This is a genomic window from Vibrio sp. SCSIO 43136 (assembly GCF_023716565.1).
Lineage (GTDB): Bacteria > Pseudomonadota > Gammaproteobacteria > Enterobacterales > Vibrionaceae > Vibrio.
On the sequence record NZ_CP071848.1, the window covers coordinates 95,602 to 111,600 of the forward strand.

The 15,999-nt window shown below is 46.3% G+C and carries 21 protein-coding genes; 17 read left to right on the top strand and 4 right to left on the bottom strand.

The genetic code is table 11. The features are described 5' to 3' along the window. Nucleotides 1-43: 43 nt before the first annotated feature. The 5 genes from J4N39_RS00470 (at nt 44) to J4N39_RS00490 (ending at nt 4,258) form a co-directional block, all read left to right on the top strand. Nucleotides 44-394, top strand: coding sequence for a metalloregulator ArsR/SmtB family transcription factor (locus J4N39_RS00470; protein WP_252020993.1), 351 nt, complete (start codon nt 44-46; stop codon nt 392-394). After that, nucleotides 391-1,392, top strand: coding sequence for an ArsJ-associated glyceraldehyde-3-phosphate dehydrogenase (locus J4N39_RS00475; RefSeq protein ID WP_252020995.1), 1,002 nt, complete (start codon nt 391-393; stop codon nt 1,390-1,392). The genes J4N39_RS00470 and J4N39_RS00475 overlap by 4 nt, the downstream gene beginning before the upstream one ends. A 26-nt stretch (nt 1,393-1,418) precedes the next feature. Further along, complete coding sequence (locus tag J4N39_RS00480) at nt 1,419-1,910, top strand: cyclin-dependent kinase inhibitor 3 family protein (RefSeq protein WP_252020997.1); 492 nt, start codon at nt 1,419-1,421, stop codon at nt 1,908-1,910. 11 nt (nt 1,911-1,921) lie between these two features. Beyond that, nucleotides 1,922-3,151 carry an organoarsenical effux MFS transporter ArsJ gene (gene arsJ, locus J4N39_RS00485; RefSeq protein ID WP_252020999.1) on the top strand — a complete coding sequence of 410 codons (1,230 nt, stop codon included), beginning with the start codon at nt 1,922-1,924 and terminating at the stop codon, nt 3,149-3,151. Nucleotides 3,152-3,244: 93 nt separating this feature from the next. Further along, entirely contained in the window at nt 3,245-4,258 is a 1,014-nt protein-coding gene (locus tag J4N39_RS00490; RefSeq protein WP_252021001.1) for an acyltransferase, read from the top strand. 10 nt (nt 4,259-4,268) lie between these two features. Here the strand turns inward: J4N39_RS00490 and J4N39_RS00495 are convergent, their stop codons facing one another. Then, nucleotides 4,269-4,601 carry a DUF2500 domain-containing protein gene (locus J4N39_RS00495; RefSeq protein ID WP_252021003.1) on the bottom strand — a complete coding sequence of 111 codons (333 nt, stop codon included), beginning with the start codon at nt 4,599-4,601 and terminating at the stop codon, nt 4,269-4,271. Between the two features lie 173 nt (nt 4,602-4,774). Between J4N39_RS00495 and J4N39_RS00500 the strand changes: the two genes are divergently transcribed. The 4 genes from J4N39_RS00500 (at nt 4,775) to J4N39_RS00515 (ending at nt 7,460) form a co-directional block, all read left to right on the top strand. After that, on the top strand, nt 4,775-5,140 hold the full coding sequence (locus J4N39_RS00500) for a DUF4145 domain-containing protein (protein WP_252021005.1): 366 nt from the start codon (nt 4,775-4,777) through the stop codon (nt 5,138-5,140). A gap of 867 nt (nt 5,141-6,007) precedes the next feature. After that, entirely contained in the window at nt 6,008-6,595 is a 588-nt protein-coding gene (locus tag J4N39_RS00505) for a hypothetical protein (protein ID WP_252021007.1), read from the top strand. 38 nt (nt 6,596-6,633) lie between these two features. Then, a complete protein-coding gene (locus J4N39_RS00510; RefSeq protein WP_252021009.1) occupies nt 6,634-6,870 on the top strand; it encodes a YecH family metal-binding protein in 237 nt (78 codons plus the stop codon). Continuing rightward, nucleotides 6,870-7,460 (top strand): YhgN family NAAT transporter, encoded by a 591-nt coding sequence (locus J4N39_RS00515; RefSeq protein WP_252021011.1) that lies wholly within the window; start codon nt 6,870-6,872, stop codon nt 7,458-7,460. The genes J4N39_RS00510 and J4N39_RS00515 overlap by 1 nt, the downstream gene beginning before the upstream one ends. A 52-nt stretch (nt 7,461-7,512) precedes the next feature. On the opposite strand, the gene J4N39_RS00520 is transcribed toward J4N39_RS00515, so the two are convergent. Both J4N39_RS00520 and rsmD read right to left on the bottom strand, forming a co-directional pair. Next, nucleotides 7,513-7,779, bottom strand: a complete 267-nt coding sequence (locus J4N39_RS00520) for a DUF1145 domain-containing protein (protein WP_252021013.1) — start codon at nt 7,777-7,779, stop codon at nt 7,513-7,515. Next, a complete protein-coding gene (gene rsmD, locus J4N39_RS00525; RefSeq protein WP_252021015.1) occupies nt 7,776-8,378 on the bottom strand; it encodes a 16S rRNA (guanine(966)-N(2))-methyltransferase RsmD in 603 nt (200 codons plus the stop codon). The genes J4N39_RS00520 and rsmD overlap by 4 nt, the downstream gene beginning before the upstream one ends. Nucleotides 8,379-8,478: 100 nt before the next feature. Between rsmD and ftsY the strand changes: the two genes are divergently transcribed. From ftsY to glpG, 6 genes are all read left to right on the top strand, one after another. Beyond that, the gene (ftsY, locus tag J4N39_RS00530) at nt 8,479-9,711 is read left to right on the top strand and encodes a signal recognition particle-docking protein FtsY (protein ID WP_252021017.1); all 1,233 of its coding nucleotides are present in this window, start codon (nt 8,479-8,481) and stop codon (nt 9,709-9,711) included. Nucleotides 9,712-9,722: 11 nt separating this feature from the next. Then, nucleotides 9,723-10,397, top strand: coding sequence for a cell division ATP-binding protein FtsE (gene ftsE / locus J4N39_RS00535; RefSeq protein ID WP_252021019.1), 675 nt, complete (start codon nt 9,723-9,725; stop codon nt 10,395-10,397). Further along, a complete protein-coding gene (gene ftsX, locus J4N39_RS00540) occupies nt 10,387-11,319 on the top strand; it encodes a permease-like cell division protein FtsX (protein ID WP_252021021.1) in 933 nt (310 codons plus the stop codon). The genes ftsE and ftsX overlap by 11 nt, the downstream gene beginning before the upstream one ends. A gap of 206 nt (nt 11,320-11,525) precedes the next feature. Continuing rightward, nucleotides 11,526-12,383, top strand: coding sequence for an RNA polymerase sigma factor RpoH (rpoH, locus tag J4N39_RS00545; RefSeq protein WP_252021032.1), 858 nt, complete (start codon nt 11,526-11,528; stop codon nt 12,381-12,383). A gap of 380 nt (nt 12,384-12,763) precedes the next feature. Beyond that, on the top strand, nt 12,764-13,084 hold the full coding sequence (glpE, locus tag J4N39_RS00550) for a thiosulfate sulfurtransferase GlpE (RefSeq protein ID WP_252021034.1): 321 nt from the start codon (nt 12,764-12,766) through the stop codon (nt 13,082-13,084). Between the two features lie 12 nt (nt 13,085-13,096). Beyond that, a complete protein-coding gene (gene glpG, locus J4N39_RS00555) occupies nt 13,097-13,933 on the top strand; it encodes a rhomboid family intramembrane serine protease GlpG (RefSeq protein ID WP_252021037.1) in 837 nt (278 codons plus the stop codon). Nucleotides 13,934-13,982: 49 nt separating this feature from the next. On the opposite strand, the gene J4N39_RS00560 is transcribed toward glpG, so the two are convergent. Further along, nucleotides 13,983-14,393 (bottom strand): flagellar basal body-associated protein FliL, encoded by a 411-nt coding sequence (locus J4N39_RS00560; protein WP_252021039.1) that lies wholly within the window; start codon nt 14,391-14,393, stop codon nt 13,983-13,985. Nucleotides 14,394-14,532: 139 nt separating this feature from the next. Between J4N39_RS00560 and J4N39_RS00565 the strand changes: the two genes are divergently transcribed. Then, on the top strand, nt 14,533-15,072 hold the full coding sequence (locus J4N39_RS00565) for a chorismate lyase (RefSeq protein WP_252021041.1): 540 nt from the start codon (nt 14,533-14,535) through the stop codon (nt 15,070-15,072). After that, nucleotides 15,073-15,930, top strand: coding sequence for a 4-hydroxybenzoate octaprenyltransferase (ubiA, locus tag J4N39_RS00570; protein ID WP_252021043.1), 858 nt, complete (start codon nt 15,073-15,075; stop codon nt 15,928-15,930). Nucleotides 15,931-15,999 lie beyond the last annotated feature (69 nt).

The following is a 15,999-nucleotide window of genomic DNA, read 5'->3' on the forward strand; positions in this document are numbered from 1 at the left end:
TTTGTTTATATATATGGATATGCAGATATATGAGAGGTAACAAATGCTACCCCATCAATTTTTTAAGCTGCTCTCTGATGAAACTCGAATGCGTTGCTTACTGCTGATCGCTCGAGAAAAAAGGTTATGTGTTGGGGAGCTTACGGCAGCGCTCGATGAGAGTCAGCCGAAGATTTCTCGACATTTAGCCATGTTGCGCCAATCCGGCATACTGACCGATGAGCGCAACGGGTTATGGGTTTATTACCAGATTTCTACCGATCTGCCGGGATGGATGCTAAAGATAATTGAAGACCTTAAGCTATCTAATTGCCTTGCAGGTCAGTACCAACAAGATATTCAGCGTTTGGCCGCCTCCGAGCGTCCGTGTCTATTAGCAGGAGAAAAGCTATGACAATTAAAGTAGGTATTAACGGTTTTGGTCGTATTGGTCGTCTTGCGATGCGTGCAAGCTTCGATTGGGAAGGTTTTGAAATCGTTCAAATCAATGACGTTGCTGGCGATGCAGCAACCTTAGCTCACCTACTGCAGTTCGATTCAGTACAGGGCACATGGCATCATGAAGTGACCACACAAGGCACGGACATGCTTATCAATGGTAAGACGATCCATACTACCCAAGAGCGTGATATTGATGCGATCGATTGGTCGGGCTGTGACGTCGTGCTTGAGTCTACCGGTGTTCACCGCAAGACAGAGTTCCTAAACAAATACCTAGACCAAGGCGTTAAGCGTGTTGTGGTATCTGCACCAGTGAAAGAAGACGGTGTGGCAAATATTGTTGTTGGTGTGAACGATGAAATTTTTGATCCAGAGAAGCACCGCATCGTCACTGCAGCGTCATGTACGACTAACTGTATTGCTCCTGTGGTTAAAGTGATCAACGAGAAACTAGGCATCGAGCAAGCCGCTTTCACCACCATTCATGACCTAACTAACACTCAAACCATCCTAGATGCGCCGCACAAAGACCTACGTCGTGCACGTGCTTGTGGTATGAGCCTTATCCCAACCACAACGGGCAGCGCTAAAGCGATTGTAGAAATTTTCCCTGAGCTAAAAGGCAAGATTGATGGCCATGCGGTACGTGTACCACTAGCCAACGCATCGCTGACTGACATCGTGTTTGACGTGAAGCGTGATACCAGTGTGGAAGAAGTGAATGCGATGCTAAAAGAAGCGTCAGAAGGTGAGCTGAAAGGCATCCTTGGCTTTGAAGATCGTCCACTGGTTTCTATCGACTACAAAGGTGACCAACGTTCTACCATCGTTGATGCACAATCTACCATGCTGGTTGGCCCTCGTATGTTAAAAATCTACGCTTGGTACGATAACGAGATGGGCTACGCAACTCGTACCGCAGAGCTTATTCGTACTGTCGGTCTCGCTTAATTGAGAATTGCAAAAGGAATATTCAAATGACACACCCAACTTGGCAACTTGACTTAGATTTAGGTGCGCTGATCCTGACGCCGTGCCCGGGCACTAAAGAAGCGGATCTGCAGACATCACTAGAGCAGCTGAAATCGCAAGGGGTTGCCGCAATTGTTACCGCATTGAGTGATGAAGAGATGGCATCTAAGAATGTTGCCGAACTTGGCCATATTACCGAGCAACTTGGAATGAAATGGTTCCAAATCGTCATTGAAGACGATAAAGCGCCTGAAGCAGATTTTGCTGCCAAGTGGCAAGCTGCAAGTCCAACGCTGCACGCCATTGTTGATGCAGGCGATAAGGTTGCCCTGCACTGCATGGGCGGTTCGGGCCGCACAGGTTTGCTTGCTGCGCATTTATTGTTAGAGAAACAATGGCCACTGGATGAGATTGTCACTAAGGTGCAGGCATTGCGCCCTGGTGCTTTCACTAAATCGGTACAAGTGGAATACATTCAAGCAGTCGCAAAAGCTTAATCGAGGTCGAGATGCTGTCAAATCTTAGCCAAAGTGTTCGCCAGTATATGCTGGTGACCTTCAACTACTGGAATTTCACCATCACCGATGGTGCCCTGCGTATGCTGGTGGTGCTTTACTTCCATGATTTGGGATACAGCAGCTTAGAAATAGCGTCACTGTTCTTGTTTTACGAGTTCTTTGGCGTTGTTACTAACCTTGTGGGCGGTTGGCTCGGTGCGCGCTTAGGGCTGAATCGAACCATGAACATTGGTTTGGGGATGCAAATAGTCGCGCTTTTGATGTTGGCGGTTCCTAATGCTTGGTTAACCATACCTTGGGTTATGGCGGCTCAAGCGCTGTCTGGTATTGCTAAAGACCTCAATAAGATGAGTGCCAAGAGTGCGATAAAAACCTTGGTTCCAGGGGATCAGCAAGGTGCGCTATACAAGTGGATTGCTATCCTGACCGGGTCTAAGAATGCGCTGAAAGGTGTCGGCTTTTTCCTTGGTGGTATGCTACTCACCTTGGTGGGTTTCCAATATGCTGTTGCTGCGATGGCAGGCGTGCTGGTCCTGGTGTGGATTGGTAGCATGATTGGCCTTAAAAGCGAGATCGGTAAAGCGAAGAATAAGCCTAAGTTTTCGCAGATCTTCTCTAAATCTGGCAGCGTGAATATTCTGTCGGCAGCGCGCATGTTCTTGTTTGGTGCTCGTGACGTATGGTTTGTTGTGGCATTGCCTGTGTATCTTGGTAGCGTGTTTGGCTGGGATCACTTGTGGGTAGGCGGTTTTCTTGCTTGCTGGGTGATTGGCTACGGCTTTGTGCAAGGCTTTGCTCCTCGTTTGACGGGCAAAGCACAAGGCAAGGTACCAGACGGGCGTGCAGCAATGTGGTGGGCCGCTGGCCTAGCGGTTATCACAGCTGCAATTGCTTACGCTGTGCAAGTTGAATGGCAGCAGCAGCTTGTGATCGTGGTGGGACTGATGGTGTTTGGGGCGATTTTCGCTGTGAACTCTTCTCTGCACTCTTACCTTATTGTCAGCTATGCTAAAGAAGATGGCGTTTCCTTGGACGTTGGCTTCTACTACATGGCCAATGCCATGGGGCGTTTGATAGGTACAGTATTATCTGGCTGGGTGTTCCAAATAGCAGGCTTAGCTGCGTGTTTGTGGGTCTCTTTTGCCTTTTTGGCGCTGACCGTCGTCATCAGTATCTGGCTTCCACGCCATAGTCATGACTTGTCGCTGAACAAAACTTAACCTGACGTTGACCGCCAGTAAAAGAAAATGAGTGAGCCTATGCCTTAATTGGTATAGGCTTTTTTTGTTGGCCGAGATTGCAGGGAAACAGAAGTGTCCAATCGTATTTTCTTTTTTGACCTATTGCGTTTTGTGGCAGCGATTGCCGTTGTAGCTATCCACGCATTAGGACCCTATCGTCATTTATTGGGCGAGATCCCAACCCCAGAATGGATCGCTGCTGTGGGCTTAAATAGCCTTAGCCGTTGGGCCGTACCTGTGTTCATTATGATCACAGGGGCGTTGATGCTTTCTGATAAAAGGCCATTTGACCCCGTTACCTTTTTTAAGCGTCGCTTGGGTAAGGTTCTGGTGCCATTTCTCGTTTGGTCACTATTTTATGCTTGGTTTAGTGGCTGGAGTATCAGTGGGTATGCCGCGCAAACATCGACTCAGGTGCTGTTAGAGTTCTTTTCTCACCCGACTTATTACCATCTTGGTTTTTTCTATTATTTTTTGCCGCTTTACTTTGTGGTGCCAGTGTTTAAGTGGTTAATGGCCAATTACGATCACAAAGCATTAGCGGCATACGCAGGTCTTTGGTTACTAACGACAACACTGTTCCTATTCAAAATCGATGGCCCATGGAGCCATGAACTGTGGCTGTATGCGGGCTATTTGCTGCTGGGTTGGTATCTTTACCACGTTGAGTTAACCAAACGTCTTATGCAGGGCTTTGTAGCCGCTGGAATCATTGCCGCCATAGTGACAGTGATGATGGTGATAGAGCCTAGCCTGGCATTGCAAGAGTATAAGGTCGGGCGTTGGCTATCTTATAAAACCATAAATACCATTGTTATAGTCGCAGCAATATTCATCGCTGCACGTTACTTTGCGCCAAGGCTGAGTGAGGCGAGCAAGCAAGTGGTGAGCTTTGTCAGCCAATATAGCTTAGGTGTGTATTTGCTCCATCCGATCTTTTTGTGGCCGATGATAGAGCTTGAGTGGTATCGACTATTGCCAGCTTGGCTATCGATACCATTGTGGACTCTGGTCGCAGGCAGTGCTGCTCTGTGGTTGAGTTGGGTATTGGCGAAATCGAGTAAGACTCGCTGGCTGACGCCTTAGGTCGATCTGTTTAGTCTCTTTGCATTGCAAAGTGTACAAACTTATCACCACGATACGTCAGAACCCCCTGATCACCAGGGTTTAAGGCCGAGAAGTAGTGTATGCCGACTTGGAATTCACGTTTAGGTCCTAAGCGTCCTTTTTGTACGTAGATCCAATACTCTTGTGGCTCTTCACCGGGTTCGGAGTTGTCATTATCGATGGCTTGTTTATCGATGATGGTGACATGAGCCGTTTGTTCTGGCGCATTTTCCCCCAGCGTGTGTTTTCGTTGGAAACGCACAAATAGCCAGCCCGCAAGGATGGCAAAGCAAAACATGGTCAGAAGTAATGTAACTGGCATAGTGGGATATCCTTATCAATTTCAATAAGTTTACCGCTCACGAGAGGGCTTACCAGTGATAAGATTGTTTTCGTGATCTCACTAGAGAAAATCTCAATTCGCCTAGACTAAGTTTAAAAGAGTTGTCATGAGTGGAGTATCCACCTGAGAAAGCATGTGTTGGAGGCAGATAAATGTCACAGATAGAAAAAGTGGTGACCCGAACCCGTAGGTTGGAGAAATTGCTGCGCAGTCAATACCATGCCGATGGAAAAGGGCTGCATCAGTTGATCACCAGTTGTGAAGAGCGCTTACCGCATGATGTGATTGGAAAACTGCGTTATGTCGCCACCATTCGCAATAAAATTGTTCATGAAGATAACTATCAACTCGATAATCAAAAAGATTTTCTGCGTGTATGTGATGAGTGTGAAAAAGAACTCACCCCTCGCAGTGGCCGGTTTATCTGGGGTGTTGCTATTGCTTTAATGGCATTAATGACGGCAGCGGCGGCAGGTTTCTATTACATTCATTGGAACACCTTGAGCCAGCATTTGTGATGGTGAGCCATTGATTTAAAAGTCAGACATAAAAAAACGGGGACGCATACATGCGTCCCCGTTTTTTTATGTCTGACTCAGTGCGAGTTAGTACATCATCGGCAGTGTCATCAAGCCTACAACTACCGCAAGCATCACTAGCCCTTGTTTTTGTGAAGAAGAAATCATAACACTGCTCCTAAATCTTATTGGTTAAACCGTTGATGTAGATAATAGTGCTTTTAAGTGTATTTTGTCAACATTTATTATCTAGACCTTAAAAAACACAGTTTAATTGGGTTATTTGGAGTGAATTGGCGAAGTTTACTGATGTTTTTGATAGTTCGTATATTAGTCACTTGTCACATTTAGAGTTTAATATTGATTTAACTGGTTGTTTTTATTTGATTTAATTTGAGTTTTAATCGGGCGAATTAGTGTTCATGGGTTTTGGGGGCTTAGTGGCTTTCTGGTAGTTCAGATGACTGTAAAAGTGAATTTTTGCAGGTGATTTCCTGATTAATAGTGCTTGATAAGACTGAGTTCTATTTAGTGTTCTAGTTTTGCTACTGGTTGAGGTTGTTTATTAGCGTTGATAGGGTCCTAGTGCGCTTGCCTTGTTTACCTGGCTATAAATTATTATTTTTATAATAAAAACATAAACTTAATTTGGTATTTTTGCATTGGTAAATGCTTGAGCAAACGATTGCCTTTTATCTTTGGGGTGAAAGGTTTAGGTTTTATTTTAGCAAGACACAGCTGGTGGCTAAAATTCATATTTGTATAATTTTTGATGGTAGAGATCGTGTTCTCCGCATCCGACTCTAGACTCTGAGTGCGGTTTGATTAGACTTAAGCCTTCTTTGCAGTATCAAGAGGTAGCTTTCTGTGTGGCAAACATTGCGAACAAGTGGGAATGAGCAGCTAAAACTTTCGGCTCCAGGGACAGGGATCCGCGTTATCACGTTATGTGTTCTGCTTGTGCTTACTCTTTTGCGCATGGAAAGCGAATCAGTGGTTTGGTTGAGTTTAGGTTTGGGCGCTTTGCTTTTTGCTGAAGCAGGGATCGTACGGCCTCAAAGTGCATCAGTGTGGTCCACACTTGGACGTGCTGCAGGACTTTTCTTATTAGGACAACACTATTGGTGGCAGTTGGACCAATCGATGATTTGGTGGTTTCCTGCTTTGGTATTCGCCGCTGCAACCATGGCTTTCTTACTCTTATTACCTAAATTAGATAACATTTTACTGCCAGTGTTGTTGCTGGGCGTGAGTGCAACTCAGTTAATCTGTGCTGTGGGTGAGTTATGGCTGGTGGACAGTGGCCGTTTCCCATTAACCAGTTTACTAGGCTGTCTGCTGTTATCTGCTGCCATTCTCACGTCAGTTTCCAAGCATCAATTCAAGCCTTATTTGATGAGTTTGATATACATCATCGGTATTGTGGTGGTGACCCTAAGCGCATTATTCGGCTAAAATAGAGGGGACCTTTTCCACTTCTTAAGGAGTCCCCTTTGTCTGACTCAGTACACGGCCATGATCTAATGGCACTCATTGCGACATCACCACTGACTCTCGAACAGCTGAAAGCTCAGGCTGCTCAGCAGTTTGGCCCACAAGCTCGCTTTCATACCTGTAAAATGAGCGACCTCAGCTTAGAACAGCTTTTAGAGTTTCTGATTTCACGCAGCAAAGTCGTCGAAACAGAAGCGGGCCTTATGCTCAACAAAGACAGAATGTGTAACCACTAATGGATATTTTGTCCGCAGCAGTGATGCTGTTTTTGATCATGGACCCGTTGGGAAACCTGCCAGTTCTGCTGTCGATTCTCAAACACCTTGATCCAAAGCGTCGCCGTAAGATTCTGATAAGAGAGCTATTTTTTGCGCTTCTTATCTTGATGCTGTTTTTGTTTACTGGTGAGAAGATTTTGACCTTCTTGCACGTTCAACCAGAAACACTCAGCATTTCAGGCGGCATTATCCTGTTTATTATCGCTATCCGTTTGATTTTCCCAACCCCAGGAGGGGTGACTGGATTGGCGGCGGGGGAAGAGCCTTATATCGTCCCGATCGCTATTCCTATGATTGCTGGGCCTTCGGTGATTGCATCGCTATTGCTACTTTCCAACCAAGAGCCTGACCGCATTGGGGATTGGGCGCTAGCGGTATTGATGGCGTGGGGAGCGAGTTTCATCATTTTGATGTTCTATGACTTCTTCCACAAGTTACTCGGAGAGCGTGGCCTGCGTGCCATCGAACGCTTGATGGGCTTGTTGTTGGTGATCATCTCGACTCAAATGTTCTTAGATGGCATCAGTCGATATTTTAAACTGGCATAGAAAGGGGGAGCACGATTGGCTCCCCCTTTTGGTATTTAGTCGTAGATAGGTGTTAGGTCATGTATTTGCGTCTAAGGTCGAGCATGGCAAAAATACCAAAGACCAATATCGACCACTTTTCCCAGCGCGTCATCGGCACTTTCTCGCCAAAGGCACCGATAAAAATCAGCATTTGAATAGCATGCATAAACAGTAAAAAACCTGTCATGATGTACAGAGCAATCGCCGCATTACCTGGAAATGGATGCACGATATTGACTAGCAGTACAAACCAGACAAATCCAATGGCGGCTTTCGCAAGCCAGATTAAATATTTCATCCATTCTCCCTAATGTATAGACGGTAGCTAACTTGGCCGGCGGTTTTTTCGCGGTGTAGCTGCCATTGTGTCGGTAACCTTGGTAGCGCCAGCTCTTTTTCTGTTTCGATATATATCAGTGCGTTATCAGAAAGCCAACCATTGTCTTCAAGCTTAGTGATCGCCTCATCAAGTAAGCCTTGTCGAAATGGAGGATCAAGGAACACTAGGTCTACATCAGCTTGTCCTTGGGCTTCTAAGTGCTTGAGTGCGTCAGTATTGACCACGTCGATATTATCCGCTTTTAACTGATCACGGTTTTGGCACAACTGCTTATAAGCAGTTGGGTTCATTTCAAGCATAGTGACTTTTTTTGCTTGGCGCGACGCCGCTTCAAAACCAAGGCCACCAGAGCCTGCAAAGACATCCAAACAATTTGCGTACCCTACGTCGGCTGCAATCCAGTTAAACAAGGTTTCTTTTACTCGGTCTGTGGTTGGGCGTAGACCTTCTGCGTCGTGTACTGGTAGTTTACGGCCTCTCCATAGCCCACTGATGATTCGAATAAAACCACTGGCTTTTTGGTTTTGTGATGGGTTTGGCTGGCGACGTCTTCTCATAGATTTTTTGACCGCAAATAAAATGATAGTATGGTTAGAATTTACCGAAGTGTACCAAAACTCTACTAGGAGTTTGGTAGAAAGATCGTTAGGAACCCAAATGACATCGAAGAAAAAGCGCGGATTGCTGTCGTGGCTCGGTTTTGGTGATGAAGAGCAAAAAGAAAACCAACAGCCACAAACCCCAGTTGAAGAAGCTGAGCAAAACCCAGTTTCTGAATCCACTGAGCAATCTGAGCCAAGTGCAGACGCTGAGCAAGCGCCTGCGCAATCAGACATCGTAGAGCCTCAGGAAGAAATTAAACCAGAGCTTGAGGCAGAGCAAGAACCAGTAGCACAAGCAGAGCAGAGCGAGGAAGTGGTTGAAGAGCCGCAAACAGTTGCTCGCGTACAAGAACAACAAAAACCCACCGAGAGCTTTTTTGAGCGCCTAAAACGTAGCTTACGTCGTACCAAAGAAAACATTGGTGCAGGCTTCTTTGGTCTGTTTAAAGGCAAAGAGATCGATGACGAGCTTTTCGAAGAACTTGAAGAGCAGCTTTTGATCGCCGATGTTGGCATGGATACCACCATGAAAATTATCGACAGCCTGACCGAGAAAGCGAGCCACAAACAGCTAAAAGATGGTGAAGCCCTATACGGCTTACTCAAAGAAGAGATGGCTGAGATCTTGTCTGAGGTCGAGCAGCCTTTGGTCGTGGACAGTGGCAAAACCCCTTACGTTATTCTAATGGTGGGTGTGAATGGTGTGGGTAAAACCACCACCATTGGTAAGCTGGCAAAACAGTTCCAGAGCGAAGGCAAGAAAGTTATGCTGGCGGCGGGCGATACGTTCCGTGCAGCGGCGGTTGAGCAGCTACAAGTTTGGGGCGAGCGCAATGACGTGCCAGTGATTGCTCAACATACTGGAGCGGACAGCGCATCGGTGATTTACGATGCCATTGAAGCAGCCAAAGCGCGTGGTGTCGATGTGGTGATTGCTGATACGGCAGGTCGACTACAGAACAAAGCCAACCTGATGGAAGAGCTGCGCAAAATTGTTCGAGTGATGAAAAAGATTGATGATAGTGCGCCGCATGAAATCATGCTGACCTTGGACGCAGCAACAGGCCAAAATGCGATTAGCCAAGCTAAACTATTTAGCGATGTTGCGCCGCTAACAGGTATCACCCTGACTAAACTTGATGGTACTGCTAAAGGTGGTGTGATCTTCGCTATTGCAGATCAGTTTAAGATCCCAATCCGCTACATTGGTGTGGGTGAGGGCATTGACGATCTTCGTCCATTTACGTCCAAAGATTATATCGAAGCGCTATTTAGCCGCGAAGAATAAAGGATGATTGAGTGATTAGGTTTCAGCAGGTAAGCAAAGCCTATCGGGGTGGTCGTCAAGCGTTGCAAAAAGTTGACTTCCACCTGCGTCGTGGCGAAATGGCATTTCTGGGCGGGCATTCAGGGGCGGGCAAAAGTACCTTGCTTAAGCTCATTTGTGCGATAGAAAGACCGACCGACGGCAAGATCAGCTTTAATGGTCATGACGTGACTCGTATTCAGCCTAAAGATATCCCTTACTTGCGTCGAAACATTGGCATCGTGTTTCAAGACCATTGTCTACTCATGGACCGCACGGTCTATGACAATGTTGCGTTGCCAATGCGCATTGAGTCGGTGTCTGAAAATGAAATCAAACGCCGAGTAAACGCCGCACTAGATAAAACCGACTTGTTAGATAAAGCTCGCTGTTACCCAAGCCAACTCTCTGGCGGTGAGCAGCAGCGAGTAGGGATAGCTCGAGCAGTTGTGAATCGACCAACCTTGCTGTTGGCTGATGAGCCGACAGGTAACTTGGACAGCGACCTATCCAACCGAGTACTTAGCCTGTTTGGTGAGTTTAATCGCGCCGGTGTGACCGTCTTGTTTGCGACTCACGATGTCGACATGATGAATACTCGTCCGCAGTACCGACGCTTAGAACTCAATCAAGGCTTTTTAAGTGAGGTAGACTCTTATGGGCGCTAAATCTGGGCCAAAGACCGATGGCTTTTTTAAGGTCCATATCAAGCAAGCGCGTCGAGCCTTATTTGAACTGACCCAGCGACCTTTAGGCAGTTTACTGACCCTCGCGGTGATCAGTGTCGCACTGACATTACCTGCTAGCTTGTATTTGGTCGGCAAAAATCTATCTGTGGTGGCACAAGGCATGAGTGCTTCATCGCAAGTGAATGTTTTCTTGCAAGAAGACTTAGCCGAAGCTCGCATCATGGTGCTTAAAGATCAACTGGAGAGTTGGGACACCATCCAAACCATTGACTATGTCTCTTCGCAGCAAGGTCTTGAAGACATGAGTCGTCATGCTGGCCTTGAACAAGCGTTGTCTATGTTAGAAGAGTTTGCTTTACCCGCTGTGTTAGTAGTCACACCGTCAGTGGATAAGCAACCTTCGCTGGGAGAGCTGCGCAATGAGCTGCAAAATATCCAAGAAGTGACGGATGTGCGCATGGATCAAGATTGGTTTGAGCGCTTAAGTGCCATTTACCGCTTAGCGACAGGGTTAGCGTTGGCATTAGGGGTACTGATGCTGGGAGCGGTTTTCTTGATCGTGGGTAATACGTTGCGATTTAACGTATTGGCACATAAAGAAGAAATCAAAGTGATGAAACTTATCGGCGCAACAGACAGCTTTATCCTGCGACCTTATCTTTACACTGGGGTATGGTTTGGTGGGTTAAGTGCCGTATGCGCATGGATCGTCACGGCGGTTATCACCATTTTGCTCAACGGTGCGGTAGAAGATTTAGCTATTTCTTATGACAGTAGCTTTAGATTGATCGGCATGAGTTGGGACGAAACCTTTCTACTCCTGATGATTGGCACAGGCCTTGGACTGGCTGCTGCCAAGCTTTCTGCTCAGCGTCATCTAAATGAAATTGAACCTGTGTAGCATTTTTAGGTCTTACCTTTGCTTAGCTCGCATTACTCAAAACTATTGACTTGTGCTGGGCAAAGATCTATGAATAATAGGCTTCCCTTTGATGAACTGTGAAAGATTGTGCATTAAATGCCGTTCATATTAGGTTCAACAAAGTCCCGCTAGACTTTCAAACCTAGCAAAAAGTAAATTGTAGAGATATCCGAGGTACCAACTGAATGACTAACCAAGCATATCCAATGGCACTAGTAACTCAAGATAGCTTAGATAGCTATATCCGTTCGGCGAACAGCTACCCAATGCTGACGGCTGAAGAGGAGCGTGAACTGGCTGAGAGATTGCACTACAAAGGTGAGATTGAGGCAGCGAAAGGGCTGATCTTGTCACACTTGCGTTTCGTTGTTCATGTGGCACGTGGTTATTCTGGCTACGGTTTACCAATGGCTGATCTGGTTCAAGAAGGCAATATCGGACTGATGAAAGCGGTTAAACGCTTCAACCCAGAGGTGGGTGTCCGTCTAGTCTCGTTTGCAGTGCATTGGATCAAAGCCGAAATTCATGAGTTTGTGCTACGAAACTGGCGTATTGTTAAAGTAGCCACCACAAAAGCTCAGCGTAAATTGTTCTTCAACCTACGTAAGTCCAAGAAGCGCTTGGGCTGGTTTAATAGTGGTGAAGTAGAAACCGTTGCCCGTGAGTTGGGTGTTGAGCCATCAGAAGTGCGAGAGATGGAATCTCGTCTCGCAGCGCAAGATGCGGCGTTTGATATGTCAAACGATGATGACGAAGGCTCTAGCAACTACTCGGCACCAATGTATTACCTAGAAGACAAACATTCTGATGTTGCAGACAACGTCGAAGCGTCTAACTGGGAGCAGCATACTAACAATCGCTTGAGCCAAGCATTGTCGAGCCTAGACGAGCGCAGTCAGCACATTGTTCGCTCTCGTTGGCTAGATGACCAAAAAGCGACTTTGCAAGAGCTTGCAGATACCTATGGTGTGTCCGCAGAGCGTATTCGTCAGCTAGAAAAAAATGCGATGAAAAAGCTTAAGCAAGCCGTTGGCGATTTCTGATCCCCAAGCATAGAATTTGAAAAAACCGAGATCTTAGGATCTCGGTTTTTTTATACCTGTAGATCGAGAGTGGAACAGCTTTCTGTGGATAACTCTGTGAGTTGATGGTTCGAAAATTGAGTGAAAACCCCATCTGATCGGCCTTTGTCGTCGCTGCGGCTTTGGGGATATTGTTTTTATTACTCACACTTAAATCAGGATCATTACTATATCTTGTGGATCAAAGATCCAAAAAACACTTTATCAACGCAATCCACAGTTTTATCCACAAAAGGTGAAAATCTGCACACTGGTTGGGCGTGTTTTATAGGGTGTTTCCCTGTGAGCCTTTGGATACGTTACAATGATTGCAAAAATAGTCAGCAAAAATAAGGAAGAGCATGGAATCGTTTCAACATATTGATGTAAAGGCTGCGCAGCAGATGGTTGCTGAGCAACAAGCGGTGATGGTGGACATTCGTGACCCACAGTCTTTTGCCATTAGTCACCCAAGTGATGCGTTTCATTTGACCAACGATTCGATCGTCGAGTTTATGCAGCAGTATGATTTTGAACACCCTGTCTTGGTCATGTGCTACCACGGTGTCAGTAGCCAAGGGGCGGCACAGTATTTGATTAACCAAGGTTTTGAACAGGTTTATAGTGTGGATGGCGGATTTGCTGAGTGGCAAAAACACCAACTTCCTGTGCAAGGCCAATAAGAGAGGTTGCCTATGCAGCGACTGTTTGTGCTTGATAATCCTCGTTTAGGTCAGGCATTTATTGATTACATGGCTTCACGTCAGATTGAACTCAACATGATGCCCGAAGGTGGTGGTCAATTTGCGTTGTGGTTGATGGACGATCAGTACCTAGTTGAAGCTCAAGCAGAACTGAAGCACTTTCTCGCCAATCCACAAGCTGCCAAATACCAGGCGGCATCGTGGGATATGGCAGAAACGAGGACCAGTAACTTTCACTACCAAACGCCAAGCCTGCTTAAGATGGTGAAAGCCAAAGCGGGGCCATTGACCCTGTTGATTATGGTGGTTGCCATGGCTGTGTTTGGTCTCCAGCAGTTTGGGTTTGGTCGAGAAGTATTTACTGCGTTGCATTTTCCTGCATACGCTGAGCAGAAACTAGAGCTGTGGCGCTGGGTTTCTCATGCTGTGCTGCATTTCTCCGTCACTCACATCGTGTTTAATTTATTGTGGTGGTGGCAGTTTGGAGGTGATATCGAGCAAAAGCTTGGTAGTGGCAAACTGCTGCAACTGTTTTTGTTGTCAGGTGCGGTCTCTGGTGCGGGTCAGTTTTGGTTCGAAGGGGCTAATTTTGGTGGGCTGTCTGGCGTCGTTTACGCTTTGCTCGGTTACATCTGGATGTTGACCTGGCGAGCACCTGAGAAGGGTGTCATCGTCGCTAAGCCGATTGTAGGCTTTATGTTGGTTTGGTTGGTGCTTGGATATGCTCAATCTTTCATGGCAATAGCCAACACCGCCCACCTATTGGGACTGCTGAGTGGTATCGCTTTAGGGTTATGGGATACAAACAGCACGTCAAAGCGTGCCTGAATAAAAAAACGGCTCACCTAACGATGAGCCGTTTTTTTGTCTTGAAGCATTACTGATACAGGTATTTAGTAAACAGTAGATCGGAAATGACGGTTTTTCCTGTTTCCGCCAGTAGTAGCTCGTTGAGCTCATCAATCAGCAATTTACGTAAATCTTCTCGTCCGGAAAGTGAACGCACCATATCTTCACTTTGCTGACCGAGAGTTTCGACGATAGCGTCACGGATCAGCGGGTTATGTTGCTCTAGCATAGGCACGTAAGTTGGGTCGTTGACCATGATGTCGATACGTACTTGCAAATAGCCCAGCTTTTTACCCGTGGTATGGAAGTTGGTCGTAAGGTCAGGCTGAAGCGTGTAGTAAGAAAATTGTGGCCCTGCTTTTTCCTCTTCAGCGTGAGCGCTAAATGGTAACAATACCGCTAGGATAAGCAGCAGCTTGGCGTACATATGTTGGTACATAATTGTATCTTTTTTGTTGTCGTTAATGATGAGCCGAGTGACGAATTTGTCTGTTACAATAGTGAGTCAACAGTGGCGAAAAAGAAAGCAAAAAAATTGCGTCGTGCGCTAATTGTAATGCGATAAGTAGAATAATGGTATGGAAGAGTTGAGAACCTTGTACTTTACTGCACTCAAGGATGTGCAGTGGTGTCAGCCTGAGAATTTTGATTTTAGTTGTAGTAGGTCTCGCCGTTGGCTGTTGGAACAAGGCTCGTTATCACGAATGCTTGCCGAGCAGTGTCAATCATTGAGTGTTGACCTGCTGACCAACCAAAACATGGCCGCCTCTGAGCTAACAGCGCAAGAAAGTCATAAAATTAGCGACCAATCCTGTTGGTTGCGAGAAGTGATCTTAAAAGGTGATGATAAGGCTTGGGTATTGGGGCGTACTTTGATCCCTGAGTCTTCTCTCATTGACCAGCAATATGATCTATCCCGCCAAGGCGATATTCCTTTGGGTTTGACGGTATTTAGTGCCGAGGATGTTCGTCGAGATGCACTGGAAGTCGGCATTGCAAATACACCCAATGGTGAACTGCTAGCCCGCCGTTCACGTTTGTGGATGAACAATAAACCTATGTTAGTGGCAGAACTATTTCTGCCAGATGCCCCGATTTATATCAAGGAGAAGGCATAAATGATTAGCACCAAAGTGCGTGCTTATTGCCAATTGATGCGTCTTGACCGTCCGATTGGCTCTCTGCTTTTGTTGTGGCCTACCTTATGGGCACTGTTGCTCGCAGCCGATGGCCTGCCAGATTGGAACGTGTTATTGGTGTTTATCGCTGGGGTATTCCTGATGCGCTCGGCAGGTTGTGTGATCAACGATTACGCCGACCGAAATTTTGACGGGCACGTGAAACGTACTCAGTCACGTCCGCTACCTTCCGGGTTAGTTTCTGCGCAAGAGGCCTTGTTGTTGTTCGTGGTACTCGCCTTACTATCGTTTGTATTAGTGTTGAGTATGAATGCGCTGACCATCAAGCTGTCGTTTGCTGGTATTGCTTTGGCCTTTATATACCCATTTATGAAGCGCTTTACTCACTTACCGCAACTGTTTTTAGGGTTGGCATTTAGTTGGGCGATTCCTATGGCGTGGGCAGCACAGGCCGATGCCTTGCCTTCTGAAGTATGGTTACTGTTTGTGATTAACGCTTTATGGACGATCGCCTACGACACTCAGTATGCGATGGTTGATCGAGATGATGACCTAAAAATCGGAATAAAATCGACGGCGATAATGTTTGGCCGCTTTGACAAATTGATCATCGGCCTATTACAGCTTGTCGTGATTGCTATGTTGATTGGCCTCGGAGAGTTGCTCGCTTTGGGCAGTGTATTCTATTGGGCAGTACTAGTTGCCGCAGGCTTGTTTGTCTACCAGCAGTGGTTGATCCGTGGTCGAGAGCGAGACGCTTGTTTCACTGCTTTTCTCAACAACAACTATGTAGGTATGGTGCTGACCTTTGGTTTGGTCATCAATGCTTTCATGTAGGGTTTGCCCTGCAAAATGAAGATATAAAAAAGGGGCGAATCGCCCCTTTTTTATATAAAGTCCTGTATC

Excerpts from the sequence above, each read along its gene's own strand:
- glpG (WP_252021037.1), top strand. The coding sequence starts at position 13,097 with ATGCAGCGACTGTTTGTGCTTGATAATCCTCGTTTAGGTCAGGCATTT.
- J4N39_RS00515 (WP_252021011.1), top strand. The coding sequence starts at position 6,870 with ATGGATATTTTGTCCGCAGCAGTGATGCTGTTTTTGATCATGGACCCG.
- glpE (WP_252021034.1), top strand. The coding sequence starts at position 12,764 with ATGGAATCGTTTCAACATATTGATGTAAAGGCTGCGCAGCAGATGGTT.
- J4N39_RS00520 (WP_252021013.1), bottom strand. The coding sequence starts at position 7,779 with ATGAAATATTTAATCTGGCTTGCGAAAGCCGCCATTGGATTTGTCTGG.
- arsJ (WP_252020999.1), top strand. The coding sequence starts at position 1,922 with ATGCTGTCAAATCTTAGCCAAAGTGTTCGCCAGTATATGCTGGTGACC.
- rpoH (WP_252021032.1), top strand. The coding sequence starts at position 11,526 with ATGACTAACCAAGCATATCCAATGGCACTAGTAACTCAAGATAGCTTA.
- J4N39_RS00480 (WP_252020997.1), top strand. The coding sequence starts at position 1,419 with ATGACACACCCAACTTGGCAACTTGACTTAGATTTAGGTGCGCTGATC.
- ftsX (WP_252021021.1), top strand. The coding sequence starts at position 10,387 with ATGGGCGCTAAATCTGGGCCAAAGACCGATGGCTTTTTTAAGGTCCAT.
- J4N39_RS00470 (WP_252020993.1), top strand. The coding sequence starts at position 44 with ATGCTACCCCATCAATTTTTTAAGCTGCTCTCTGATGAAACTCGAATG.
- ubiA (WP_252021043.1), top strand. The coding sequence starts at position 15,073 with ATGATTAGCACCAAAGTGCGTGCTTATTGCCAATTGATGCGTCTTGAC.
- J4N39_RS00560 (WP_252021039.1), bottom strand. The coding sequence starts at position 14,393 with ATGTACCAACATATGTACGCCAAGCTGCTGCTTATCCTAGCGGTATTG.
- J4N39_RS00475 (WP_252020995.1), top strand. The coding sequence starts at position 391 with ATGACAATTAAAGTAGGTATTAACGGTTTTGGTCGTATTGGTCGTCTT.
- ftsY (WP_252021017.1), top strand. The coding sequence starts at position 8,479 with ATGACATCGAAGAAAAAGCGCGGATTGCTGTCGTGGCTCGGTTTTGGT.
- rsmD (WP_252021015.1), bottom strand. The coding sequence starts at position 8,378 with ATGAGAAGACGTCGCCAGCCAAACCCATCACAAAACCAAAAAGCCAGT.
- J4N39_RS00565 (WP_252021041.1), top strand. The coding sequence starts at position 14,533 with ATGGAAGAGTTGAGAACCTTGTACTTTACTGCACTCAAGGATGTGCAG.
- J4N39_RS00495 (WP_252021003.1), bottom strand. The coding sequence starts at position 4,601 with ATGCCAGTTACATTACTTCTGACCATGTTTTGCTTTGCCATCCTTGCG.
- J4N39_RS00500 (WP_252021005.1), top strand. The coding sequence starts at position 4,775 with ATGTCACAGATAGAAAAAGTGGTGACCCGAACCCGTAGGTTGGAGAAA.